Origin of the sequence: Georgenia sp. SYP-B2076, assembly GCF_003991205.1 — a bacterium.
GTDB lineage: Bacteria > Actinomycetota > Actinomycetes > Actinomycetales > Actinomycetaceae > Georgenia.
The window spans coordinates 1-23,798 of the sequence record NZ_RXOZ01000010.1; the positions used below are offsets into that span (position 1 = coordinate 1).

The 23,798-nt window shown below is 73.9% G+C and carries 20 protein-coding genes and 1 pseudogene; 6 read left to right on the plus strand and 15 right to left on the minus strand.

Features of this window, described 5'->3' with window-relative positions:
• Nucleotides 1-885, minus strand: a pseudogene (locus tag EJK16_RS04535) (glycoside hydrolase); the annotation flags it as partial.
• A gap of 421 nt (nucleotides 886-1,306) precedes the next feature.
• Here EJK16_RS04535 and EJK16_RS04540 point away from each other — a divergent pair.
• From EJK16_RS04540 to EJK16_RS04550, 3 genes are all read left to right on the plus strand, one after another.
• On the plus strand, nucleotides 1,307-2,647 hold the full coding sequence (locus EJK16_RS04540) for a bifunctional o-acetylhomoserine/o-acetylserine sulfhydrylase (protein WP_127126807.1): 1,341 nt from the start codon (nucleotides 1,307-1,309) through the stop codon (nucleotides 2,645-2,647).
• A 124-nt stretch (nucleotides 2,648-2,771) separates the two neighbouring features.
• Entirely contained in the window at nucleotides 2,772-3,944 is a 1,173-nt protein-coding gene (locus EJK16_RS04545; RefSeq protein WP_205739597.1) for a homoserine O-acetyltransferase, read from the plus strand.
• A gap of 94 nt (nucleotides 3,945-4,038) precedes the next feature.
• A complete protein-coding gene (locus EJK16_RS04550; RefSeq protein WP_127126811.1) occupies nucleotides 4,039-5,166 on the plus strand; it encodes an alpha/beta hydrolase in 1,128 nt (375 codons plus the stop codon).
• A gap of 189 nt (nucleotides 5,167-5,355) precedes the next feature.
• Here the strand turns inward: EJK16_RS04550 and EJK16_RS04555 are convergent, their stop codons facing one another.
• The 14 genes from EJK16_RS04555 to EJK16_RS04620 form a co-directional block, all read right to left on the minus strand.
• Nucleotides 5,356-6,738, minus strand: coding sequence for a hypothetical protein (locus EJK16_RS04555; RefSeq protein ID WP_127126813.1), 1,383 nt, complete (start codon nucleotides 6,736-6,738; stop codon nucleotides 5,356-5,358).
• Between the two features lie 106 nt (nucleotides 6,739-6,844).
• On the minus strand, nucleotides 6,845-9,715 hold the full coding sequence (locus tag EJK16_RS04560) for an FAD-binding and (Fe-S)-binding domain-containing protein (RefSeq protein WP_240645774.1): 2,871 nt from the start codon (nucleotides 9,713-9,715) through the stop codon (nucleotides 6,845-6,847).
• A gap of 115 nt (nucleotides 9,716-9,830) precedes the next feature.
• Complete coding sequence (locus EJK16_RS04565) at nucleotides 9,831-10,325, minus strand: MarR family winged helix-turn-helix transcriptional regulator (protein ID WP_127126815.1); 495 nt, start codon at nucleotides 10,323-10,325, stop codon at nucleotides 9,831-9,833.
• A 223-nt stretch (nucleotides 10,326-10,548) separates the two neighbouring features.
• The gene (locus EJK16_RS04570; protein WP_127126817.1) at nucleotides 10,549-11,562 is read right to left on the minus strand and encodes an FUSC family protein; all 1,014 of its coding nucleotides are present in this window, start codon (nucleotides 11,560-11,562) and stop codon (nucleotides 10,549-10,551) included.
• An 18-nt stretch (nucleotides 11,563-11,580) separates the two neighbouring features.
• Nucleotides 11,581-12,075 carry a (2Fe-2S)-binding protein gene (locus EJK16_RS04575; protein WP_127126819.1) on the minus strand — a complete coding sequence of 165 codons (495 nt, stop codon included), beginning with the start codon at nucleotides 12,073-12,075 and terminating at the stop codon, nucleotides 11,581-11,583.
• On the minus strand, nucleotides 12,072-12,932 hold the full coding sequence (locus EJK16_RS04580; protein WP_127126821.1) for a xanthine dehydrogenase family protein subunit M: 861 nt from the start codon (nucleotides 12,930-12,932) through the stop codon (nucleotides 12,072-12,074). The genes EJK16_RS04575 and EJK16_RS04580 overlap by 4 nt, the downstream gene beginning before the upstream one ends.
• Entirely contained in the window at nucleotides 12,929-15,253 is a 2,325-nt protein-coding gene (locus EJK16_RS04585) for a xanthine dehydrogenase family protein molybdopterin-binding subunit (protein WP_127126823.1), read from the minus strand. Before EJK16_RS04585 ends, EJK16_RS04580 begins: the two co-directional genes overlap by 4 nt.
• Nucleotides 15,250-16,029 (minus strand): ABC transporter permease, encoded by a 780-nt coding sequence (locus tag EJK16_RS04590; protein ID WP_127126826.1) that lies wholly within the window; start codon nucleotides 16,027-16,029, stop codon nucleotides 15,250-15,252. The genes EJK16_RS04585 and EJK16_RS04590 overlap by 4 nt, the downstream gene beginning before the upstream one ends.
• The gene (locus EJK16_RS04595) at nucleotides 16,026-16,820 is read right to left on the minus strand and encodes an ABC transporter permease (RefSeq protein ID WP_205739593.1); all 795 of its coding nucleotides are present in this window, start codon (nucleotides 16,818-16,820) and stop codon (nucleotides 16,026-16,028) included. Before EJK16_RS04595 ends, EJK16_RS04590 begins: the two co-directional genes overlap by 4 nt.
• Nucleotides 16,817-17,614, minus strand: a complete 798-nt coding sequence (locus EJK16_RS04600) for an ABC transporter ATP-binding protein (RefSeq protein ID WP_127126828.1) — start codon at nucleotides 17,612-17,614, stop codon at nucleotides 16,817-16,819. Before EJK16_RS04600 ends, EJK16_RS04595 begins: the two co-directional genes overlap by 4 nt.
• A gap of 50 nt (nucleotides 17,615-17,664) precedes the next feature.
• Nucleotides 17,665-18,663: an ABC transporter substrate-binding protein gene (locus EJK16_RS04605; protein ID WP_127126830.1), complete on the minus strand. Its 999-nt coding sequence runs from the start codon at nucleotides 18,661-18,663 to the stop codon at nucleotides 17,665-17,667.
• A 254-nt stretch (nucleotides 18,664-18,917) separates the two neighbouring features.
• Nucleotides 18,918-19,301 (minus strand): RidA family protein, encoded by a 384-nt coding sequence (locus EJK16_RS04610; protein ID WP_127126832.1) that lies wholly within the window; start codon nucleotides 19,299-19,301, stop codon nucleotides 18,918-18,920.
• A complete protein-coding gene (locus EJK16_RS04615; protein WP_127126834.1) occupies nucleotides 19,298-19,546 on the minus strand; it encodes a hypothetical protein in 249 nt (82 codons plus the stop codon). Before EJK16_RS04615 ends, EJK16_RS04610 begins: the two co-directional genes overlap by 4 nt.
• On the minus strand, nucleotides 19,543-20,538 hold the full coding sequence (locus tag EJK16_RS04620; protein ID WP_205739594.1) for an LLM class flavin-dependent oxidoreductase: 996 nt from the start codon (nucleotides 20,536-20,538) through the stop codon (nucleotides 19,543-19,545). Before EJK16_RS04620 ends, EJK16_RS04615 begins: the two co-directional genes overlap by 4 nt.
• A gap of 295 nt (nucleotides 20,539-20,833) precedes the next feature.
• On the opposite strand from EJK16_RS04620, the gene EJK16_RS04625 reads away from it, so the two are divergent.
• The 3 genes from EJK16_RS04625 to fgd all read left to right on the plus strand — a co-directional run bounded on the left by EJK16_RS04625 (nucleotide 20,834) and on the right by fgd (nucleotide 23,723).
• Complete coding sequence (locus EJK16_RS04625) at nucleotides 20,834-21,454, plus strand: SRPBCC family protein (protein WP_127126836.1); 621 nt, start codon at nucleotides 20,834-20,836, stop codon at nucleotides 21,452-21,454.
• Nucleotides 21,455-21,516: 62 nt separating this feature from the next.
• Nucleotides 21,517-22,707 carry an amidohydrolase family protein gene (locus EJK16_RS04630; RefSeq protein ID WP_127126838.1) on the plus strand — a complete coding sequence of 397 codons (1,191 nt, stop codon included), beginning with the start codon at nucleotides 21,517-21,519 and terminating at the stop codon, nucleotides 22,705-22,707.
• Nucleotides 22,708-22,718: 11 nt separating this feature from the next.
• Nucleotides 22,719-23,723, plus strand: a complete 1,005-nt coding sequence (gene fgd, locus EJK16_RS04635) for a glucose-6-phosphate dehydrogenase (coenzyme-F420) (RefSeq protein ID WP_127126840.1) — start codon at nucleotides 22,719-22,721, stop codon at nucleotides 23,721-23,723.
• Nucleotides 23,724-23,798 lie beyond the last annotated feature (75 nt).

A 23,798-nucleotide genomic window follows, 5' to 3' on the forward strand; every position in this document is an offset into this window, starting at 1 on the left:
GGCAGGCGCGGGCGCCGCGGGAGCGGGCGCCGCGGGAGCGGCGGAGCCCGCCGCCGGCGCGCCGCCGGTGGTGGCCGGGACGGGGGCGGCCTGGGCCGCGGCCAGCACCGCGGCGTGCGCCACCGTCTCCTGACGGGCCTGGCGCTCGGCGTCCAGGGAGTCCTGGCGTGCCCGCTCGAGCTCGACGGTCGTCTCGCGCTGCGCGGCCAGCTCGGTGATGAGCTCGTCGCGTCGCTCGGCGGAGAGGGTGACCTGCGTCTGGACGGCGGAGGCGCTGCTCTCGGCCGTCTCGGCCGCCTCGGCGAGCGCGGCCGTGGCGGTGGCCTGCGCGGCGAGCGCGTCGTCGGCGCGGCGCTGGAGCGTCGTTGCGACCTGCTCCATGGCCTCGAAGCGCTGCACCTGGCTGTCCGTACGGGTGCCGAGCCGGTTGAGGGTGCCCGAGCGCGCCATCGCGTCGCCGAAGCTGGTGGCCGAGAGGAAGGGGGTAACCTGCCCCAGCCCGGTGGAGCCGTCGCGGTACAGGGCGGCGGCGATCTGGCCGAGCTCGCGCCGGGAGGTCTCCAGCTCCGCGGCGGCGGCGTCCGCCTCCGCCTGGGTCTGGGCGGCGGCGGCCGCGGCGGCGTCCAGGTCCTCCTGCGAGCGGAGGTACTCCTCGTTGGCGACCTGGGCGCGCACGGTGGCCTCGTCGGCCCGCGCGCCGACCTGGGCGAGCTCGACCTCGAGGGAGGCGATCTGGCTGGACGTCGATGCCTCGGCCGTGCGGGAGGACTCGACCTGCTCCTCGGTGGGCGCGGCGGCCGCCGTCGTGGCGACCAGCGTGCCGCCGAGCGTGAGGGCCGCGAGCGACGCGAGCGCGCGCCTGCCGCGCCGGGGGGAGTCCGTCACCGTTCCTCCGTGTCTGCGAGAGCCACGCGCGTCAGGCGCGGCGTGTCAGGTTGACGCCGCGGGAGCGGCCCGCGCCGACCGTATCGGAACGATGACTAAAAGAAAACACCTGCCTCTTTGGTCACTCCAGTCACACCAGTAACATCGCCGCCGGCCCAGCGTCGGTCTCGGAAAGTGAGACACCTCTCGCGGCGCGCGAGACGGGCCCCTAGAGTCGCCGTCATGCTCTCCCGTCGAATGTGCCGCTGACGCGCACGTTCGGCATGCCCTGACGCCGGCCGCGAGGCCCGCACGCCGGTCGACCTCTCTCGGCCAGGGACGCCACACCCGACGTGCACGTCACTGCCAGCCCCCCGCGGGCTGACGGGATCGGCGCAGCCGCGACTCGTTGGCCCGCTCCACCTCATCAGGAGCCACGATCATGAGCAACGAGACCCCCGACGCGCAGCAGGCCTGGTCCTTCGAGACCCAGCAGATCCACGCCGGCCAGACTCCAGACTCGGCGACCGGCGCGCGGGCGCTGCCGATCTACCAGACCACGTCCTACGTCTTCGCGGATGCCGCCCAGGCCGCCGGGCGCTTCGCCCTCGCCGAGCCCGGGCCGATCTACACCCGCATCAACAACCCCACCCAGGAGGCCGTCGAGACGCGCATCTCGGTGCTCGAGGGCGGCGTGGGCGGCCTGCTCGTCGCGTCCGGGCAGGCGGCGGAGACCCTGACGATCCTCAACATCGCCGAGGCGGGCGACCACGTCGTCGCCAGCCCCAGCCTGTACGGCGGCACGTACAACCTCCTCCAGCACACGCTGGCCAAGTACGGCATCACCACCACGTTCGTGGAGGACCCGGACGACCCCGAGTCCTGGCGCGCCGCGTCCCGCGAGAACACCAAGCTGTTCTTCGGCGAGTCCATCTCCAACCCCAAGTCGGACGTGCTGGACATCGCCGCCGTCGCCGCCGTCGCCCACGAGGTCGGCGTGCCGCTCGTCGTGGACAACACCATCGCGACGCCGTACCTGATCCGCCCGCTCGAGCACGGCGCCGACATCGTGGTGCACTCGGCCACGAAGTACCTCGGCGGCCACGGCACCGCCGTGGGCGGCGTCATCGTCGACGGCGGCACGTTCGACTGGTCCGCCGACCCCGCCCGGTTCCCGAACTACAACACGCCGGACCCGAGCTACAACGGGCTGGTGTACAAGGACCTCGGCGCCCCGGCCTTCATCCTCAAGGCCCGCATCCAGCTGCTGCGCGACCTCGGGCCGGCGATCTCCCCGTTCAACGCCTTCCTCATCGGCCAGGGCCTGGAGACCCTGTCCCTGCGCATCGAGCGGCACGTGGCCAACGCGCAGCGCGTCGCCGAGTTCCTCGAGGGGCAGGAGCAGGTGACCCGGGTGGCGTACGCCGGGCTGCCGTCGTCGCCCTGGTACGACAAGGCGCAGCAGTACGCCCCCCAGGGGGCCGGCGCGGTCCTCGCCTTCGAGCTCGCCGGCGGGTACGCCGCCGGCCTGGCCTTCGTCGACGCCCTGAAGTTGCACTCCAACGTCGCCAACATCGGCGACGTGCGCTCGCTGGTGATCCACCCCGCCTCGACGACGCACTCCCAGCTCGGCCCGGCGGAGCTCGCGGCCGCCGGCGTCAACCCGGGCCTGGTGCGCCTGGCCGTGGGCATCGAGAACATCGAGGACATCCTGGCCGACATCCGGCTCGGCCTCGCCGCGGCGTCCGCCTTCACCGCCGCGCCGGCCGCGACGGGCGCCTGAGTTGACCGAAGAGCGCTGGGGGGACCACGCGGGGGCGCCGGCCACGCCGGCCGGCGCCCCCGCCGGGCACGCCGACGACCGCCGGCACGACGGCGACCGCCGGCACGACGGCGTCCGTCGCCACGTGCGGCGCGACGTCGACCGGGCGGCCATCACGGCCTCGGGTGCCTGGCGCGAGGGTGACGACCCCGGACCGCGCCTCTTCGCGGACCTCGGCGCCCTCCCGCTCGAGGCCGGGGGCCGCCTGCCCCACGTGCGCCTGGCGTACGAGACGTGGGGCGAGCTGAACGAGGCCGGCGACAACGCCGTCCTCATCCTCCATGCCCTCACCGGCGACTCCCACGTCACCGGCCACGGCCCCCCTGCCGGCGGCGCCGACGAAGGGTGGTGGGCACAGGTCGTGGGGCCCGGCCGCGCGATCGACACCGACAGGTACTTCGTCGTGGCGCCGAACGTGCTCGGCGGGTGCCAGGGCTCGACCGGGCCGTCCTCCCCCGCGCCGGACGGGACCCCCTGGGGCTCCCGGTTCCCGGTGCTGACGGTGCGGGACCAGGTGGCCGCGGAGATCGAGCTGGCCGACCGGCTCGGCATCGGCAGGTGGTCCCTCGTCGTGGGTGCCTCCATGGGCGGGCACCGCGTGCTGGAGTGGGCGGTCATGGCGCCCGAGCGGGTGGGGGCCATCGCCGTGATCGCCTCGACGGCGCAGACCAGCGCCGAGCAGATCGCCTGGGCGCACACCCAGCTCGCGGCCATCCGGCTGGACCCGGGCTGGCTCGGTGGCGACTACTACTCCGCCGCCCCCGGGCGCGGGCCCCACGTGGGCCTGGGCCTGGCGCGGCAGATCGCGCACACCACCTACCGGAGCCCGGCAGAGCTGGACGCCCGTTTCGGTCGGCTGCCACAGCATGCGGAGGAGCCGCTGGCCGGCGGGCGCTACGCCGTGCAGTCCTACCTCGACCACCACGCCGGGAAGCTGGCGGTGCGCTTCGACGCCAACAGCTATCTCACGCTCACGCAGACGATGATCACCCACGACCTCGGGCGCGACCGCGGCGGGGTCGAGGCCGCGCTGGCGCAGATCGAGGCGGAGGCTCTGGTGGTGGCGGTGGACTCGGACCGGCTCTTCTTCCCGGCGGAGTCCGAGCGCATCGCCGCCGCCGTGGCCCGCAGCGGCGAGGTGGCCTACGTGCGCTCCCTCAACGGGCACGACGGCTTCCTCATCGAGCACGACCAGGTCTCGGCGCTGCTCGGCCGGTTCCTGCGCAGCGTGGCACCGGTGGCGCGCACGAGCCGGTAGGCCGCGCGGCGTGGGAGCCCGCGCCGCCCACCCGGGGGCGGCGTGCCCGCCCGCCCCCGCGGGGCGTGTCGGTGGGGCGGTGCATGATGGGGCCATGGCCCGCAGGAGCTCCGACGTCGAGACCCCCGCCCCGCAGCACCGCCCGGACGAGACCGTCCCGGAGGACGCCGTCGTCTTCCCGCCCGCCCCGCCGGCCGACCGGTGGGCCGAGGACGTGCTCGGCGCCGGCTTCCAGGCCCGCACGCTCCCGCTGCTGGACGACGACGAGGGCGAGGTCGTCGCGACGCTCGTGCGCCACGTCCCTGCCGACGACGCCGGCGCCCTGCCCGGCACGCCGTCGTCGCCGACGTTCTCGGTGCTCTACCTGCACGGCTGGAACGACTACTTCCACCAGCGCGAGCTCGCCCGGGAGTGGTCCGCCCTCGGTGGCGCGTTCTACGCCCTGGACCTGCGCAAGTACGGCAGGTCCCTGCGGGCGCACCAGACCCGCGGGTACGTCGAGTCGCTCTCGACCTACGACGAAGACCTCCACGCCGCCCTGCGCGTGCTGCGCCAGGAGCAGGGACGCGGCACAGACCTCGTGCTCATGGGCCACTCCACCGGCGGACTGACCGCCGCGTTGTGGGCGCACCGCCACCCCGGCGCGCTGCGCGCGCTGGTGCTCAACTCCCCCTGGCTGGAGCTCCAGGGCTCGGCCATCCTGCGCGCCGTGTCCCAGCCGATCATCGGCCGGCTCGCCCGCCTGCAGCCCAAGGCGGTGATCCCGACGGCGGACCTCGGCTTCTACCAGCGGACGCTGCTCGGCTGGACCGAGGCGGACGGTCCCGTCCCGGACGGCGAGGAGGCCGACCCGTTCGTCACCGGGTGGAACCCCGAGCCGACGTGGCGGCTCTCGCCCGGCTCCGCCGTGCGGCCCGGCTGGCTCTCGGCCGTGCTGGCCGGTCACGCCCAGGTCGCCGCGGGCCTGCAGGTCAGCTGCCCGGTGCTGGTGATGACCTCGGGCCGCACGCTGCTCGGCCCGAGGTGGTCCGCGCAGATGCGCGAGGCGGACACCGTGCTCGACGTCGACCAGATCCGCCGCCGGGCGCTGCAGCTCGGGCCGCTGGTGACCGTCGCCCGCTTCGACGGCGCCATCCATGACGTCACGCTGTCCGGCCGGGAGGTCCGCGCCCGGGTCTACAGCGAGCTCCGCCGCTGGTCAGGCGCGTACGTGCAGCGGTAGCCCCGCTGGTGGGCGTGAGCCCACCGGCGAGCGTGAGCCCACCTGTGGGCGTGAGCCCACCGGCGAGCGTGAGCCCACCTGTGGGCGTGAGCGGTCAAGTCCTCGCAGCCGCCAGCGGGCGTGAGCGGTCGAGTCCTCGCAGCCGGCACGCCCCAGCTGCGAGTACTTGACCGCTCGACACCCTGCGGGTCAGCGCGCGTACGAGCGGCGCGCCGGGCCGCCAGCCGACGCGCGCGGCTCGGCCGGGCGGCCCGCCGCCGCCGTCAGCTCGCTGCGGGCGTCCGCCAGGCTCGGGCCGGCCTCGCCGAAACGCCACACGCGCCAGCCGTCGACGTCCACCCGGCCCGAGGCCGCGGTCGCCGCGGCGTCGGGGTCCTCGAACGTCGAGCCGTCGCCCAGCACCAGCGCGCCGGCGGCCGTGAGCGTCGCCTCGTGCCTGATCCCCCGCCGGAGCTGGGACCACAGCAGCGGCGTGTCGCCGCCGAGCGCCCGGGCGATCTGCGCCAGCCCGACGATGCGGAGCTCGTCCGAGGGCGCCGGCGCGGGCGCCTCCCCCGGGCGGGTGCCGTCCGCGTGTGCCGTCGCGTTCGGGGCGGGTGCCCCGCCGTCGGCCGGCGCCCCCTGGGTCGGGGCCGGCCGGGCCTCCGCCGACGTCACGACCACCGGGGCGTCCGCATGTGCGTGCGCCGGGGCATCCGCCGCGGCCTCGGGTGGCGCGACGGCGTCGCGGTGCCCCCGCCTCGCCACGCGTACACCCGCCGCGGGCTCGTCCGCCGCCGGCTCGTCCGCCGCGGGCTCGTCCACGTCGGGCGTGGGGGGAGGCGTGCTGTGCGCGTCGGGGTTCGTGGGCTGTGCGTCCTGCGCGCCCGAGGTCGCGGTCAGCGCCGCGTCCACGGTGCTGGCCGGCACGACCGTCATCACCTGCGTCACGGCGTCCGGGCCGCCGCCGAGCTCCGCGTGCTCGACCGTCCGGCCGGTCAGGACGGTGGCGAGCCGCAGCCGTTGCTGGGTGAGCTCGGTGACCTCGAGGAATCGGCGGCCGTTCGTCATCTGCCGCAGCGCCATCTCGTGGACCTCCACACCCGAGCCGACGAGCGCGTCGAGCGCGGGCCGGACCTCGTCGGCCACGGCGCTGGCCACCAGGATCAGCCGGGGGCCAGGCTCGGACCTGGGCGGCATGGACTCGCGGAAGATGTTCCAGTCGCGCCGGAAGGCCGCGACGCCCTGGGGGTAGAGGTCGCTCAGCTGGGTCCAGCCGAGCTCCGCGTTGCGCGCGGAGCGTGACAGCGCCGCGACGAGCGCCGCGGAGTCGAGCGTCTCGATCACCTCGACGGTGACGACCTGCCCGGAGGCGTCCATCGCCGTCAGGCGCGGCGCCGGCGCCGCGGCGTCCCGGTAGCTGCCGGGGCGACGCCCGTCACCGTGCCACGACACGGGGAAGAGGGGATGCTGCACCACCTCGAGGACCTGGTCCCGGACGGCCTGGAAGATCTCGGGCTCGACCTCGTCGGCGACGGGTCGACCAAACTGGGCCGGGACGAGGCGCCCCTCGTCGAACTCGAAGAACGGCATGCGACGTTAGACCTGACTGTCTCGCTCGGTTGCGGATGGGATCTGTCCCCATCATCTCATGGTGTGGCACGGTCCTGGCCGGGCCGCCACCTGGTGGCCGGGAGGGTTACCGCTGGCCGGCGAGGAGCTGGGCGAGATGGACGCCGTGGCGGCCGGCGAGCTGCTCAGCCTGGGTGCGGCAGGAGAACCCGTCGGCGAGGTAGACGGTCTGCGGCCCGGCCTCGCGCAGGGCCGGGAGCAGGGCGTTCTCGGCCACGGCGACGGAGGTGTCGTAGTGGCCGGCCTCCATGCCGAAGTTCCCGGCGAGACCGCAGCATCCGGCCAGCTGGGTGACCGTCGCCCCGGCCCGGGCGAGGAGCGCGGCGTCGGCGTCCCAGCCCATGACGGAGTGGTGGTGGCAGTGGGGCTGGGCGACGACCTCGACGCCCGCGAGGGACGGGGGCAGCCAGTCGGGGCCGGGTCCGAGCGGGGCGGGCGCGGTGAGGAGCTCGGCGAGGGTGTAGGTGTCGGCCGCGAGCATGGGCGCGCGGGGGTCGTCCGGCAGGAGGTCGACCATGTCGGAGCGCAGCACCGCCAGGCAGGACGGTTCGACGCCGACCACCGGGATGCCGTTCGCGGCGTAGGGCGCCAGGACGCCCAGCAGGTGCGTCAGCCGCTTCTTCGCGCCGTCGAGCTGGCCGGTGGAGATCCACGTCAGGCCGCAGCAGGCCTGCTCGTCGGGGACGATGACGGTGTACCCGGCGCCCTCGAGCACACGGGCGGCCGCCTTCGCGCCGGTGGTGTCCAGCGTCTCGGAGAACGTGTCCGCCCACAGCACGACGAACCGCGGCTCGCCGGCCCCGTCCGCGCCTCCCGGCCGGGCGGCGTCGTCCTTCGCCCACCAGGAGGAGAAGCGCTCCTCGGCGAAGGTCACCATCTGGCGGCGCGGGTCCATCCCACCGCCCCAGAGCACGGCCTTGGCCACCGGCCGCACGGACAGGACCGTGTTGGCCAGCTTCGCCAGGGCCGGGACCTTGGTGACGAGGGCCGACCAGCGGGGCAGCTGGCCCAGGAGGTAGTGGTTGCGCGGGCGGACCTTGCCGGCGTAGGCGCGGTGGAGCACCTCGGACTTGTACCGGGCCATGTCGGTGCCGGTGGGGCAGTCCGCGGAGCAGGCCTTGCAGCTCAGGCACAGGTCGAGCGAGTCCAGGACGGCCGGGGAGTTCCAGTCCGTGACGAGCGAGCCGTTGGTCAGCTCCTGGAGCACCCGGGCGCGGCCGCGGGTGACGTCCTTCTCGTCCTTCGTGGCCTGGTAGCTGGGGCACATGAAGCCCCCCGCGCCGGAGTTGTCCGCGCGGCACTTGCCGACGCCGGTGCACCGGTGCACGGCGGTGGTGAAGTCCCCGCCGTCCTCGGCGAACGCGAACCCCCGCCGCGCGGGGGTGGGCAGGGCGTGCGGGCGCCGGAGGTCGGCGTCGAGCGGGCGGGGGTCGACGACGATGCCGGGGTTGAGGTGGCCCGCGGGGTCGAACAGGGCCTTGACCTGCCCGAAGAGGTCGATGACCTCGGGCGCGTACATCCGCGCGAGCAGCTCCGAGCGGGCCCGCCCGTCGCCGTGCTCGCCGGAGAGGGACCCGCCGTAGGCCACCACCAGGTCCGCGCTGGCCTCGAGGAACTCCCGGGACGGCCCGACGCCGGCCGGTGTCTCCAGCGGCAGGTCGAGCCGCACGTGCACGCACCCGTCGCCGAAGTGCCCGTACAGCAGCCCGTCGACGCCCCGGTCGCTCATGAGGGCGGCGAAGTCACGCAGGTAGTCCCCGAGGCGCTCCGGCGGCACGGCGGCGTCCTCCCAGCCCGGCCAGGCCGGCGCACCGGCCGGGGTGCGGCCGCCCAGCCCGGCGCCGTCGGCGCGGATGCGCCACAGCGCGGCGGCCTGCTCCCCCGCCGGGACCACCCGGGCGGCGCTCGTGCCGCCGTCGGCCGCCAGCGCCCGCGCCCGCGCGAGCACGTCGGCGTCGGACTCGCCCTCGCCGGCGCCGACCTCGATCAGCAGCCAGCCCGCGCCGGCGGGCAGCTCGGGCACCGCGCCCGGGCCCCGGTGGCGCCGGACGACGTCGACGAGCCGGGCGTCGATGCCCTCGACCGCCAGCGGGTGGTGCCTCAGCAGCGCGGGGACGGCGTCCGCGGCCGTGGGCATGTCCGGGTAGCCGAGCGCCACCAGCACCGGCGCGGTCGGCATCGGCACCAGGTTCACGGTGGCCTCGAGCAGCGTGACGAGCGTGCCCTCGGTGCCCACGAGCATCTTGGCCAGGTCCTGGCCGTGCTCGGGCAGGAGGTGCTCGAGGGAGTAGCCGGAGACCTGGCGGCCGAAGCGGCCCAGCGCCGTGCGGATCGTCGCCAGGTTCGCCTTGACCAGCCGGTCCAGGCCGGGCACGACGCCCAGCGCCCCGGTGCCCGCGCCGGCGGTGAAGCGCCGCCCGGTGCCGTCGACGACGTCGAGGGAGGTCACGTTGTCGGCCGTGCGCCCGTAGGCCACGGCGTGCGGGCCGCACGCGTTGTTGCCGATCATCCCGCCCAGCGTCGCCCGGTTCTGCGTCGACGGGTCGGGGCCGAAGCGCAGCCCGTGCGGCCGGGCCACGGCCTGCAGGCTGGACATGACCACGCCGGGCTGGACGACGGCGGTCCGCGCCTCCGGGTCCACCGAGACGATGTGGTTCATGTGCCGGGAGAAGTCGAGCACCATGCCCGTGCCCACCGCGTTGCCGGCCACCGACGTGCCGCCGCCGCGGGCGGTGACCGGCACGCCCAGGCGCCGGCCGACGTCGAGCGCCGCGAGCGCGTCGTCGGCGTCCCGGGGGGCGACGACCACGCGGGGCGGGACCCGGTAGTTCGAGGCGTCCGTGGAGTACTCCGCCCGACGCCGAGCGGAGTCGTCGACCTCGCCATCGACCGCCGCGCGAAGGGCCGCTGCGACGTCATTCCCGGTGACCGTGCTCACCGGCGGCAGTCTGGCACGGCGCGGCACGGGCGGGCGGGCCGGACCGGTGCGTGGACGTCGGACGCGCGGGCGGCCCGGCGGCCGACGCGCAGGTCACGGCCTCGGGCGCACGCCGTCACGGCTTGTGCCCCAGGTGCGGGTCGTCCGCGGCGACGATCCGCTGGAGCATCTCCACCAGCATGGTGCGTTCCCCGGGGCTGAAGGGCGCCAGGATCTCCTCGCTCGACTCGCGCGAGGCGCGCACGGCCCGGCGGTAGACCGCCCGCCCCTCGTCCGTGATCGCGATGGTCTTCATCCGCCGGTCCGTCGGGTCGTCGTGGGTCTCCACGAAGCCGCGCCGGTAGAGGCGCTCGACGATCCCCTTCGTCGTGGCGGCGTCCGACCCGACGCTGCGTCCCAGGCTGTTCTGGGAGTCGGGACCGGAGCGCACGAGGCTGGCCAGCGTGGCGAACTGGATCACGGAGAGCCCGGTGTCGTCGGCGTGCTGGAACGCCGCGGAGCCGAGCTGGTGGGCGCGGCGCAGCAGGTAGCCGATGTTCGAGTGGAGGTCGTAGTCGGCGTCGGGCCCGGCCATGTCGTGGCCGGGGTGCTGGATGTCCGTGCTGGTCATCGGTGGCTCTTCCTCATCGAGGGTCGATTGTTGCGCGCCCACGGCACGGGCACTAGCCGGGGACGGGCACCGCGGCGTGCCAGACGGCCGACGGCGGAGCCGGGTCGCGGTGGATGGGCGAACGGCTCGCTCAGGTGATGCAGGTCGTCGAGGATGTCTTGCATGGTGCGGGCCGCCGGGCGGGGTCGGCCGGCCGGGTCTGGCAGGGTGGCCGGGGCGCGCGTCATGCCGGCCGCACCCGCCGCACCCACCCCGGGCGCGGCCGCGCGGCGTAGCAGACGATCAGCACGATGACGGCGCCCACGACGTTGAGGCCCACCCGGACCATGCCCTCGTACCAGTCGTGCGTGAGCGGGAAGTCCCCGGCGATGAGCAGCACGGGCGGCGCGGTCACGGCCCACCACAGGTAGCTCAGGGGCCGCAGCGCGAACGCCAGGAACACCAGGCCGGCCGCCACGAGGGCCATCGCGGCGGGCCCCGGGACGGCCGCCATGAGCAGCGCGACCAGCAGCGCCGCGACGGTGTTCCCGAGCAGCCGCTGGGCCAGCCTGACCCGCGTCGCGGAGGGCGTGGGCCGGACCGAGAGCAGCACGGCCGTGACGAGCCAGTGCCCGCCGTAGATCCCCAGCGGCGAGACCAGTGCCAGGGCCACGGCCACACCGACGGACGCGACCCGCCGCGCCGTCCACGAGGGCCCGGGCGCCCCTGCCGGGGGCGCCGGGGCCGCAGCCGCGGGAGAGCGCCGGATCCTGGTCGCGAACGTCGCCAGCGCGACGACGAGCGCGCCGGTCAGCTCCCAGAGGGCCGGGAGGCTCGTCGAGCCGGAGGTCATGTCCGTCCGCAGGCCGAGCAGCAGGAGCGCCAGGGCGGCGGTCGTGCCGATCGACGGCACGGTGAACCCCAGCAGGGCCGCGGCCACCACGGCGATCGCCACGGCCAGCTGGTCGCCGCCGAGCGCGGTGACCGCGAGGGACGAGGCCGTCACGGCCGAGGTCCGCACCAGGAGCGCACGCGTCGCGGCGGCGGGAGCCTCGGGGATGCTCGGCAGCGCCACGAGGATCATCGACAGCACCACCCGCGCCGCCTCGTCCGCACGCCCGGTGCGGGCGCCCACCAGCAGCGCGCCACCCACCGCGACGGCCAGCGCGGCGCTCAGGCCCCACGTGGGCGCACCGGCGGGCCGGGTCAGGCTGTGGCGGTTGAGCGCGGCCCGCAGCCGCGCTGCGACGTTGCGCACAGGTCGTCTTCACGCCGCTCAGGAGCCCACGCTCTGCCCGGCCTCGAGCACCGCGTCCACGATGCCGGTGTACCCGGTGCAGCGGCAGATGTTGCCCGAGAGGGTCTCGCGGACCTCGTCCTCGGCGGGTGGCTGGGTGCACCGCCCGAGCAGCTCGCAGGCCGCCACGACGATCCCCGGGGTGCAGAACCCGCACTGCAGCCCGTGGTGCCGGCTGAGCGCGCCGCGCAGCCGGGCGGCGTGCTCGTTGTCCTCGAGGCCCTCGACCGTGGTGACCTCGCTGCCGTCCGCCTGCGCGGCCAGCATCAGGCACGCGCGCACGGACCTGCCGTCGACCATGACGGTGCAGGCCCCGCAGACCCCCTGCTCGCAGCCCAGGTGCGTCCCGGTCAGGCGCAGGTGGTCCCGCAGGAAGTCGGCCAGGCTCAGCCGCGCCGGGACCGTGCGGTGCACGGCCGCGCCGTTGACCGTCGCCCGGACGTCGACCTCGCTACCGCCAGGAATCTCGTTCATGACTGCTCCTTCAGCTCTGCGAGCGCGCGGGCGTGGGCCTGCGCGGCGGCCTGTGCGAGCGCACCGGCGGCCACATCTCGTACGTGGTCGACGTCGTCGACGCCGGGCTCGAGGTCCGCCGTCACCGAACGCGCCCACGGCTCCCAGTCGCGGTCCGGGAGGTCGCGTCCGGTCGCCTCCACGAGGACGGGGGTCTCCCCCGCGCTCAGGAGGCTGGCGCGCACGCTCTGGGCGCGGCCGTCCGCGTCGGTGCCGACGAGGACGGCGGCGCCCGCGATGGCGTAGTCGCCGTGGCGGTGCGCGTGCTCGACGAACCCCCAGCCCTGCCGGGGGCCGCGGTCCGGCACGCTGACCCAGGTGATGAGCTCGTCGTGCTCCAGCACCGTCTCGTAGTGCGCCTCGAAGAGGTCCTCCGCCGGGATCGTCCGGCGTCCGCGCTCCAGCGAGTCGGCGTGGACCTGGGCCCCGAGCAGCACCATCGCGGACGGCAGCTCGCCCGCCGGGTCGGCGTGCGCGAGGGCGCCGCCGAGGGTCCCCCGGTTCCGGATGGCGACGTGCCCGATGTGCGAGGCCATCTCCGGCAGGACGGGATGACGGTCCGCGAGGGTGGGGTGCTCGATGAGGTCGCGGTGGGTCAGGAGCGCCCCGAGGATCACCTGGCCGTCGTCGTCGAACGAGCGGCGCAGCTCGCGCAGCCCGCCGAGGTCGACCACGAGCTCCGGCCGCGCGAGCCGCATGTTCATGAGCGTGAGGAGGTTCTGGCCCCCGGCGAGCGCCTTCGCGCCCGGGTCCTGGAGCGCCTCGAGGGCCTCCTCGACGGTCCGTGCCCGCAGGTAGCGGAACGGTGCCGGCTTCATGCCCGGCTCCGTGCGCGCACGGCCCGGCGGACGTCCGCCGTCGCCACGGGGGTCGACCGGACGTGGAACCCGTCGCCGACCGCGTCGTCGACGGCGGAGGCGACGGCGGCGTACGCCGCGATGGTGCCGCTCTCGCCCGCCCCCCGGACGCCGATGGGGTTCTCGGGCGTCTCCACCGCGAGATGCCGGATGCGCACCCGCGGCACCTCGCCCATGGCGGGGACCTGGTAGGAGAGGAACGTCGTCGACAGGGGCTGGCCGTCGGGCCCGTAGGCGAACTCCTCCGTCAGCGCGCCCCCGATGCCCTGGGCGACCCCGCCGGACACCTGACCGGCGACCACGACGGGGTTGATCTCCGCCCCGCCCTCGTGGGCGACCGCGTAGTCCAGGACGCGCACGACGCCGCTCGCGGGCTGGATCCCGACGACGGCGGCGTGGACCCCCATGGTCCAGGTCACGGTCCGGGGCCGGAAGACGTGGGTGACGTCGAGCTGCGTCGCGAGCCGCTCGCCGGCCCCGCCGGGCCCGAGGGCGGCCGCGAGCTCCGCCCACGTGTACTCCCGGTCGGGCGCCTGGAACGTGCCGGCCGCGTAGGTCACGGACTCCGCCGGCGCGCCGGTCAGCAGCGCGACGACGCCGGCCGCGCGGGTGAGGAGCTCGCGGCCCGCGAGGTGCACGGCCGACCCGGCCAGGACGGCCGACCTGCTCGCGAAGGAGCCGACGCCGAACTCGAGGAGGTCGGTGTCGGCGCGGGCGTAGCGCACCTGCCCGAAGGGCACCTCGAGCGCGTCCGCGGCGACCTGGGCGAAGGAGGTCTCGTGCGACATCCCGGCCGAGGCGGCGCCGGTGACGACGACGAACCCTCCGCCTGGGTCCAGCCGCACGCGGGCGGCCTCCCACGGCCCCCGGCCGGTGGCCTCGATGTAGGAGGCGAGGCCGTAGCCGATCTCGAGGTCGGGGTGGGCGGCGGCGTACGCCGCGACCTGCGCGCGCGGGAGCAGCTCCAGGACGGCGTCCAGGCAGGCGACGTAGTCCCCGCCGTCGTAGGCGATCGGGACCCCGTCGCGGTAGGGCAGCGGGCGCTCGTACGGCATGTCCTCGGCGCGCAGCAGGTTGCGCCGCCGGATCTCCTCGGGCGTGAGGCCGACGGCGGCGGCGGCCGCGTCGAGGCTGCGCTCGAGGGCGAAGGAGGCCTCCGGGCGGCCGGCGCCCCGGTACTGGGCGACGATGCACTTGTTCGTCATCGCGGCCCGGCCCCGGATCCGGGCGGCCGGCACGCGGTAGGGCCCGAGGAGGTGGATCCCGGTGTTGGCCACGATCCCGCCCACCCACAGGCTGCCGGAACCGATGTCGACGACGAAGTCGTCCTCCCACCGCAGGATCCGCCCCTGAGGGTCGACGCTGAGCCGGGCGTCGTGGACCTGGTCGCGTCCCTGGGCCGCCGCGGTGAGGTTCTCCTGGCGGTCCTCGATCCAGGCGACCGGGTGCCCGGTGGCGCGGGCGAGCGCCGCCAGCACCACCTCCTCGGCGTAGACGTTCGCCTTGGACCCGAACCCGCCGCCCACGTCGGGGACCGCCACGCGGACCGTGTCGGCGCCGACGCCGAGGGCCCCGCACACGGCCTGGCGCACCATGTGGGGGATCTGCGTGGAGGTGCGCACCTCGAGCCGGTCACGCTGCGGGTCGTACCAGGCGTGGACCCCGCGGGTCTCCATCGGGACCGCGCCGTGCCGGCCCATCCGGTACCGGCCCTCGACCGTGACCGCGTCCGGCGGCAGCTCGGCGGGGCCGAACTCGATGGCGATGCGCCCCGCCTCGTTGTCGGCGGTCCCCGGGTGGACCCGGGGGCTGCCCGGCGTCAGCGCCGCCTCGGGGTCGACCACGGCCGGGCGGGCCGCGTAGCGCACGTGCACGAGCTCGGCGCCGTCCTCGGCGGTGTACCGGTCCTGCGCGATGACCGCGGCGATCGGCTGGCCCACGTAGGTGACGTGGTCCTCGGCGAGCACGTAGATCTCCTGCGGGAACATCTCGAAGCCGGCGGCCTCGGCGAACTCGGGCGAGGGGCGGGTGAGGACCTCGATCCGGTTCATGGCGAGCCCCAGGTCGGCGGCCGTGTACACCCCGACGACGCCGGGCACCGCGAGCGCCTGGTCGGCGTCGATGCCGAGGATCTCGGCGGCCGCCTCCCGGGACCGCACGAAGGCCACGTGGTACGCCCCCGCCGTCCCGTCCGCGACGTAGCTGCCCTGTCCCGTGAGGAAGCGTGCGTCCTCCCGGCGCGGGAGCGAACGACCGACGAGCGAGGCCTCCGGCTCGTTCACCGGACCTTCTTCTCCAGGTTCCACAGCCCGACCGAGATGACGAAGGAGGTGACGACCAGCAGCAGCAGCGTGGCGACCATGGTCGCGTACTCGGCGTGGCTGAACGCCTGCAGCACCACCCGGCCCAGGCCGCGGTCGGTGGCGAAGAACTCGGAGAGCACCACGCCGGACATCGCGAGGCTGACGGACAGCCGCACCCCCGTCAGCAGGGGCTTGCGGATGCCGGGCAGGACGATGTGGACGAGCCGCTGCCACCGCGACGCCCGGGTCGAGAGGGCGAGCTTCCAGTAGACCCGGGGCAGCTCCCGCACGCCGGTCGCGACGTTGACGAACACCGGGAAGAGGGCGAAGAGGATGCCCATCGCGATCTTGCCGCCGCTGAGGCTGAACAGCTGCAGGAGGACCGGGTACAGGACGATCTTCGGGATGCCGTTGAACGCGACCAGCAGCGGCTCGAACAGGGCCTTGGCCCAGTCGGAGAACCCGAGGAGGAGACCGAGCACGAACCCGATGCCGGCGCCGATCACGAAGGCCTGCACCGTCGCGAGGGCCGTGACGGCGAGGTCCGTGCGGTACCGCGGGTCCGAGATGTTCTCGACCAGGCGCCCCACGGTCGCGGCGGGTGAGGGGATGACGAAGACGAGGCCGGAGGAGATCTGCCACAGGACGAGGACGGCGACGGCGAGCAGCACCGGCCCGACGGTGTTCCTGGACAGCCGGATCTTCGGCAGCGACGTGGTCCGCGAACGGGTCATCGCCAGGTCTGGAGTGCTCATCGTGTAATCCGTCCACGCAGGATCAGCCGCTCGACCAGGCCGAGCAGGACCGTCAGGGCCACCGAGATCAGCAGGACCACGACGATGTACGCATACATCCCGTTGTCGTCGAAGATCTCGTAGAGATACCGGATGCGATAGCCGAGGCCGGCCTGCGCCGTCACGAACTCCATGGCGACGCACCCGATGAGGGCGTACACGAGCGCCATGCGCAGCCCGGCGACGATGAAGGGGCCCGCCGCGGGAAGCGCCACCGCCCACAGCATCTGGCGCGGGCTGAGGTTCAGGGACCGGCCCAGCTTGGTGTAGACCGGGCGCATCGTGGACAGGCCCACGCCCGTGTTGAGCGCCATCGGGATCGCCGCCATGAGGGTGGCCAGGATGATCACCGACCACACGTTGATCCCGACCAGGACGATCATGAACGGGTAGAACAGCGCCAGCGGCACCGCGTACAGCGCGACCAGGTAGGGCTCGAAGGCGCGGCCCACCGCCGGGAGCTTCCAGAACGTGATGCCCGCCAGCAGCCCGAGGACGGCGCCGAGCACGAGCGAGACGGCGACCTCGAGACCGGTGCGGGAGGCGTCGCTCCAGAACTGCGCCTCCCCGAGGAGCTCGCCCACCCGCTGGAACATGGTCGAGATCGGCGGGACCACGTCCCACCAGCGCGCCCGGCCGCCGATCTCGAGGAGCACGCCCAGGAGCACGACGACGGCGGCCGTGCCCGTGGCGCTGACGCCGGGGTGGCGTGGGTCGAGGCGCAGGCGCGGCGCCGTGGTGCTCGCGCTCACGCCGACCTCTCCTCCTGCTGGAAGCCGCGCATCGACTCCGCCTGCAGCGAGGTCCAGATCCGGTTGTGCAGCTCGTTGAACTCGTGCGTGGAGACGATCGAGGCGTCCCGCTCCGCCGGCAGGTCCACGTCGATGACGTCGATGATGGTGCCGGGACGGTAGGACATCACCCAGACCTGCTGGGAGAGCAGGATCGCCTCGCCGATGTCGTGGGTGACGAACACGACGGTCTGCTGGGTGCGCGACCAGATCTGGCGCACCTCCGCACCGAGGAAGATGCGGGTCTGCTGGTCGAGCGCGGCGAACGGCTCGTCCATGAGGACGACGTTGGGCTCGAGCGCCAGGGTCCGGGCCAGGGCGACGCGCTGGCGCATGCCGCCCGAGAGCATCGAGGGGTACGAGTGCTCGAAGCCGCTGAGGCCGACGAGGTCGATGGCCTCCTGCGCCCGGCGCTTCTGCTCCTGACGGGGCACGCCGCCCATCTGCATGGCGAAGCGCACGTTCTCCTCGACGTTGCGCCAGGGCAGGGTCGAGTCCTCCTGGAACACGAACCCGATGTGCCGGTCGGGGCCCGTGACCTGGCGGCCGTGGACCTCCACGCCGCCGGACGTGGGCTTCTGCAGCCCCGCGATCACCGCGAGCAGGGTGGACTTCCCGCAGCCGCTGGGGCCGACGATGGAGACGAAGCTGCCTCCGGGGATGTGCTGGGTCACGTTCTCGACGGCTGTGACGGTGCCCTTGGGTGACGGGAACCTCACCCCGACATCGGTGATCCGAATTCCGGTGTCGTTCATGTGTCGGCCTTCCGCAGTGTTCGGTGGTCGTTCCGCAGGTTCGGTGGTCGTTACAGGTCCGTCTGGGCGTCCTCGGGCAGGTACTGCTGGTCCAGCTCCGTGGACCAGTCGATCGGCTCCGTGATCTGACCGGCCGTCATCATGAGCTCGGAGAGGTTCTCGAGCGTCGCCGGGTCGACGGCCAGCGAGTAGGCCTTCGCGAGGTCGGGAGTCTGCGCCATGGCCTCGACCATGACGTCCTCGGAGACGTCGAGCAGCGGCGCCAGCTCGGCCGCGGCGGCCTCCGGCTCGCTCACGATCCACTCGTTGAGCCGCTCGACGGCCCGGAAGAACGCCTTGAGGTTCTCGGGGTTCGCCTCGGCATAGTCGTCGTTGACGGCGACGAGGTCGGCCGGCATGTCCCCGATGACGTCGCGGGAGTTCAGCACCACCTCGGCGCCCTCGTTCATGACCTTGTCGGCGATGAACGGCTGCATCGCCCAGCCGGCCGTGATCTGCTTCGCCTGGGCGGCCGTCCAGTTGTCGCCCGCTCCACCCACCGCCTGGGTGGTGATCCCGTCGAGCTTCGCCTCGAGGTTCTTCGTGATGAGCTCCGTCGAGGAGCCGGCGGAGCTGAAGCCGAGCACCGCCCCGTCCTCCAGCTTGGTGCCGGCGGGCGCGATCCAGGAGAAGTCGTTGACCTGGAACCACGGCGCGATGATCGTGAGGTGGGAGTCCTCCTGCTTCGCCGCGAGCACGATGGACGTGTTGCCGGCGATGGCCATGTCGGCGTCGCCGCTCGTGACCACGCGGAGCGTGTTGCCGCCGCCGCTGGCCGAGTAGAGCGAGACGTCGATGCCCTCCTCCTCGAACCAGCCCTTGTCGATGCCGGCCTGGAGCATGGCCATGAAGGGCAGGCTGTCGACGCCGGTGGCGGAGATGGTGAGCTTGTCGGTCGCCTCACCACCGGCGGCGTCTTCGGCGCCGCCGGCCGAGCAGGCCGCCAGGGTCAGCGCGAGAGCACCGAGAGTGGCGACGATGGACATGGTGCGTCGTGGGGTGCGCGTCATTGCGATTTCCTCCGTTGGACGATCAGCTGGCGGCGGGATGCACGCCCTCGGACTGTACGTATAGAAATGACTTCGAAGGCTGCCGTGAACTCTTCGCCGTGTCAAGGGCCGGTGTCGCAATCGTCTGGAACCGGCACCAACGGCGTTGTTGGCGGTGTGGGCGGCTCCGGCGCCACGCACACTACCGGCCGGCTGCGGTTGTGGAAAGAAGGTACACGAACAAGTTTTGCGGCGATTGCCGCGGGAGCCGAGCGTCAGTCGGCCACCACGGCGACGGCGTCGATCTCGACCTTGTTGCCGGGGTTCAGCCCGCAGTAGATCGTCGTCCGGGCCGGGTAGGGCTCCACCATCGCCGCATCATAGACAGCGTTCATCGCCGCGTAGTCGCCCCGGTCCACGAGGTAGACACGCACCGAGACCACGTCCGACCAGGACGAGCCCGCCGCCTCCAGGACGGAGCCGAGGTTGTCCAGCGTCTGGCGGGTCTGGTCGCCGACGTCGTCGCCGACCAGCCGGCCCGTCCGCGGGTCGGTGCCGACCTGGCCCGAGAGGACCAGGAGCGGGCCCCGCCGCACGGCCTGGGAGTACGCGGCGCGCGGGGTGGGCGCGTCGCTCGTCGAGACGGCCTCGGACCTCATCGCCCCCACCTCCGCTGCAGCGCGAGGCCGGCCGCCGCGCCCAGCAGCGCGGCCACCAGGGCGCCGGCCGACGTCCGGTCGGCCGGCGCCGCGGGCGGGCGGGGAGCGGGCTCCACGGTCACCGGGTCCTCCGCGTGCCGCGCGGCCGGCGGGTGCTCGGCCGGAGCCGGCGGGCCCTGCCGGCGCAGGGCCGGCGGCGCCCCGAGCGCCGCGCTGCCGGGCTGCGGGTAGGGCGGCGCGCTCATGACAGGCTGTCCGCGATCTCGGCGAAGGTGCGGATCGTGGCCTCCTTGCTCTGCCCGGGGCGCACGAACGGCACGATCGAGACCTGGTCCACGCCCAGCCCCTTGATGTCCCGGAGCCGCTCGGCGCACTCGTCGGGCGTCCCGGCCAGGGCGAAGAGGTCCACCAGGCCGTCCGGCACGAGATCGGCGTGGGCGGCCTCGGTGTTCATGTGCTCGTAGTAGTTGTAGGTCTCCTTGATCCGGTCCACCGCCGCCTGGAGCGAGGGGTCGATGGGCGCCGGGAGGGGGCGGATCGCGACCCGGGAGACGTGGGCGCGAACCAGGTCGCGGGCCTCGGTGCGGTCGTCGTTGATGGCCGTGGGGGTCCACAGGACGATGTGCACGTCGGAGAGCGACTTGCCCACCTCCTTGGCGCCGGACTCGATGGTCTTCAGCGCCGCCTCGATGAACTCGGGCGCGGTGCCCACGAGCACGATGACCCCGTCGGCGATCCGGCCGGAGAGCTTGAGGATCTTGGGGGCGGAGGCCGCGATGTAGATGGGCACCTCCTGCGGCTCGGGGAGCCACCCGAGGCGGAACGTCGCCCCGCTCGTCCCCTCCTTGACCTCCCCGCCCCGGAAGAGGGTCCGCAGGTCGTCGACGGACTCCTCGAGCTCGGCGAGCTTCTGCGGCTTGAGACCCATCGTGCGCAGCGAGGAGTCGCCGGTGCCGATGCCGAGGCGCGCGCGCCCGCCGGTGTACTCGTGGAGGGACGCCCAGAACGAGGCGAGGACGGAGAGGTGCCGCGTCGACGCGTTCGTCACGCCGGTGCCGAACGTGATCCGCTCGGTGCCGACCGCCGCGGCCCCCATCGTCAGCGAGGACTCCCGCCAGATGTTCTGGGAGTCGCCGAACCACACGCTCTCGTACCCCAGCGACTCGCACAGCTGCACGTACTCGCGCATGTCGTCGATCGGCTCGGTCGGGAAGAGGCCAATACCCTTGCTCAGCACAGTCGTTACCCCTTTGTCGTCGTTGCGCCGGGCACCGGACGCTAGCCGAGGCTGCGTGCCTCGAGCAACTGTAGGTGCACTTACAAACGTGACCCTCTCATTGCGGACCGTCTGAACGCAACGGGCGGGCCGCTTCCCACGGGTTCTCGTTCGACACGGTTCCCAAGAACGGCGGCCTGCGGTACGTTGACCGCCACGGAGCGGCACTGCGTCGCTCCGGGCGGCACCCACGAGGTCGAGCAGACGCCGATGTCAAGACCGTTCGTGTTCCCATGACTTTCCCGAAAGGTTCGCGATGGAGCTCACCAACACCTTCGACGTGGCGGCCACGCCGGACGTCGTCTGGCAGACGGTCGGCGACATGCGCCAGGTCGCGCTCTGCCTGCCGGGCGCGGTCATCGAGTCGCAGGACGGCGACACGTACCGCGGCCGCGTCCAGGTCAAGGTCGGCCCCATCTCCATGGGGCTCGGCGGGACGGCCACCGTCGTCAGCCGCGACGACGCGGAGCGCCGCATGGAGGTGCGCATCCTCGCGGAGGACCTGCACGGGCAGGGCACGGTCGAGGCGACCATGGTGGTTTCCGCCGTCCCCGCGGGGGCGGCCACGACGGTCACGATCGTCACGGCCATGCAGCTCGGCGGCAAGGTCGCCCAGTTCGGGTCCGGCCTCGTCACGCAGGTCTCCGGCCGGATCGTGCGGCAGGTCGCGAAGCGGATGGGCGCGCTCGTCGAGGCGGCCCAGACCACGGCGCCGATGGGCGACCGCGCGCCCGCACCACCCACCCCCGGCCGCACCTCCGCGGGGCGCACCGCTGCACGCCCCCGGACCGCCGCGGCCGCCCACCTGGCCGCCGTCGCCCTCGCCGGCGCGGTCTTCGGCTGGTCCCTGGGCCGGTCGCTGCAGCCCGCCCGCTAGCCGCGCACCTCCGGGACAGGGCCGTCACGCGGCCGTCCCGATACACAACCACGGGAGAGACCATGAAGACGCTCATCGACTCCATCGGGGTCCTCGCCACCGGGGAGGTCGGGGCGCCGCCGCTGCGCGACACCAACCTGCTCATCGAGGACGGGGTGGTGACGGGCGTCGGCGTCGACGTCTCCTCGCCCGACCGCGTGCTCGACGCCGGGGGCCTCACCGTCATCCCGGGGCTCGTCGACGGCCACGTGCACCCGACCTTCGGGGAGTGGACGCCCGCCCAGAACGCGATCGGGTGGGTCCGCAACTACCTGCACGGCGGCACGACGACGATGGTCTCGGCCGGCGAGCTGCACATCCCCGGCCTCGACTTCACCGCCCTGACCCCCGAGCTCGTCGTGTCGATCGCCACCGTGTCCCGGCACACCACGGCCCGGATGCGCCCCTCGGGCGTCAAGTCCGTCGCCGGCACGGTCCTGCTCGTCCCGGGGATGACCGAGGGCCACTTCGACCGGCTGCAGGCGGAGGGCGTGACCCAGGCGAAGTTCATCTTCTACGACTGGAACCTGCTCCACACGGGTGAGCCGGCCCAGTACATGACGTGGTGCCACGAGCGCGGCATCACCGTGAAGATGCACTCCGGCGGGGTGTCGCGGTCGGGCTCCAGCCGGGTCGCCGGGTTCGACATCGTCGCCGCCGTGGGCCCGGACATCGTCGGCCACATCTCCGGCGGTCCCATCCCCATGCCGGACGACGACATCGCGCAGGTCGTCGACCAGCTCCCGGGCACCGCGCTCGAGGTCTGCAGCTCGATGAACTACCGGGCCACCGCCTTCGTCGTCGAGCAGCTCATCGAGCAGGACTCCCTGGCCCGGCTGACCCTGGGCACGGACACGCCCGGCGGCACCGGCGTCATCCCCCGCGGGATGCTCCGCAACATCTGCATGCTCGCCTCGATGTGCGGCGTGGCCCCCGCCGACGCCGTCGCCGCGGCGACCGGCACCACCGCGCGCGCCCACGGCCTCGACGTCGGCGTGCTGGCTCCCGGCCGCCCGGCGGACCTCGTCGTCCTCGGGCCCATCACCGGCTCCCTCGGCGCGGACGCGCTCGAGTGCTTCGCGCTGGGCGACCTTCCCGGCATCGCCGCCGTGTTCGTCGACGGCGAGCCGCTGGTCGACGGCCGCAGCGAGCAGACCCCGCCCCCGCGTCAGTCGATCACGTGGCGCGTCCCGAGCGCCGCCCTCACCTACTAGGACGGATCTCCATGCCACTTCGCCTGGGCTACAAGGCCTCCGCCGAGCAGTTCGGTCCCGCGGACCTCATCCGGTTCGGCGTCGCCGCCGAGGACGCCGGCTTCGACTCGGTGTTCATCTCCGACCACCTGCAGCCGTGGCGGCACGACGGCGGGCACGCGCCCGCCGCGCTGCCGTGGCTCGGCGCGCTGGGGGCGAGCACCGAGCGGATCGTCATGGGCACGTCGGTGCTGACCCCCACGCTGCGCTACCACCCCGCCGTGGTCGCCCAGGCGTTCTCCACGCTCGGGCAGCTGTTCCCCGGGCGCATCGTGCTCGGCATCGGCTCCGGGGAGTCCCTCAACGAGGTGCCGCTAGGTATCGAGTGGCCGGACGGCAAGGAGCGGTTCGCCCGGCTGAAGGAGGCCCTGCTGCTCATGCGGCAGCTGATGACGCAGGAGCGGGTCACCTTCGAGGGCACCTACTACCGCACCAAGCTGGTCACCATCTACGACCGTCCCGAGACGCCCGTGCCGATCTACGTCGGGGCCTCCGGGCCGTCGGCGACCCGGCTCGCCGGCCGCCTGGCCGACGGGTTCATCACGACGTCGGGCAAGCCCGACACCCTCTACCGCGACACCCTGCTGCCGGCGCTGGCCGAGGGCGCCACCAAGGCCGGGCGCGCCCTGGACGACCTCGACCTGCTCATCGAGATGAAGGTCTCCTTCGACCCCGACGCGGACCGCGCCCTGCAGGACACCGCGCACTGGGCGGCGCTGGCGCTCAAGCCGGAGGAGAAGACCGGGATCGAGGACCCGATCGAGATGCAGCGCCTCGCGGACGCCCTGCCCCTCGAGCGGGCCGCGTCACGCTGGATCGTGTCCAGCGACCCGGACGAGCACGTCGCCCGGATCCGGACGTACCTGGACCTGGGCTTCCGTCACCTCGTGTTCCACGCGCCCGGCACGGACCAGGAGCGCTTCCTGCGCATCTACGGGTCCGAGGTGCTGCCCCGGCTGCGGGCGCTCGGCTACTAGCCCGGCGCGCCGGACCCCGCCCCATCCACCACGCACCAGCGACCACCACCCGCCCCGCGAACCCGATCGATCCGA

Coding starts and splice junctions, on each gene's coding strand:
- EJK16_RS04540 (WP_127126807.1), top strand. CDS start 1,307: ATGAGCAACGAGACCCCCGACGCGCAGCAGGCCTGGTCCTTCGAGACC.
- EJK16_RS04550 (WP_127126811.1), top strand. CDS start 4,039: ATGGCCCGCAGGAGCTCCGACGTCGAGACCCCCGCCCCGCAGCACCGC.
- EJK16_RS04555 (WP_127126813.1), bottom strand. CDS start 6,738: ATGCCGTTCTTCGAGTTCGACGAGGGGCGCCTCGTCCCGGCCCAGTTT.
- EJK16_RS04565 (WP_127126815.1), bottom strand. CDS start 10,325: ATGACCAGCACGGACATCCAGCACCCCGGCCACGACATGGCCGGGCCC.
- EJK16_RS04575 (WP_127126819.1), bottom strand. CDS start 12,075: ATGAACGAGATTCCTGGCGGTAGCGAGGTCGACGTCCGGGCGACGGTC.
- EJK16_RS04580 (WP_127126821.1), bottom strand. CDS start 12,932: ATGAAGCCGGCACCGTTCCGCTACCTGCGGGCACGGACCGTCGAGGAG.
- EJK16_RS04590 (WP_127126826.1), bottom strand. CDS start 16,029: ATGAGCACTCCAGACCTGGCGATGACCCGTTCGCGGACCACGTCGCTG.
- EJK16_RS04600 (WP_127126828.1), bottom strand. CDS start 17,614: ATGAACGACACCGGAATTCGGATCACCGATGTCGGGGTGAGGTTCCCG.
- EJK16_RS04605 (WP_127126830.1), bottom strand. CDS start 18,663: ATGACGCGCACCCCACGACGCACCATGTCCATCGTCGCCACTCTCGGT.
- EJK16_RS04610 (WP_127126832.1), bottom strand. CDS start 19,301: ATGAGGTCCGAGGCCGTCTCGACGAGCGACGCGCCCACCCCGCGCGCC.
- EJK16_RS04615 (WP_127126834.1), bottom strand. CDS start 19,546: ATGAGCGCGCCGCCCTACCCGCAGCCCGGCAGCGCGGCGCTCGGGGCG.
- EJK16_RS04625 (WP_127126836.1), top strand. CDS start 20,834: ATGGAGCTCACCAACACCTTCGACGTGGCGGCCACGCCGGACGTCGTC.
- EJK16_RS04630 (WP_127126838.1), top strand. CDS start 21,517: ATGAAGACGCTCATCGACTCCATCGGGGTCCTCGCCACCGGGGAGGTC.
- fgd (WP_127126840.1), top strand. CDS start 22,719: ATGCCACTTCGCCTGGGCTACAAGGCCTCCGCCGAGCAGTTCGGTCCC.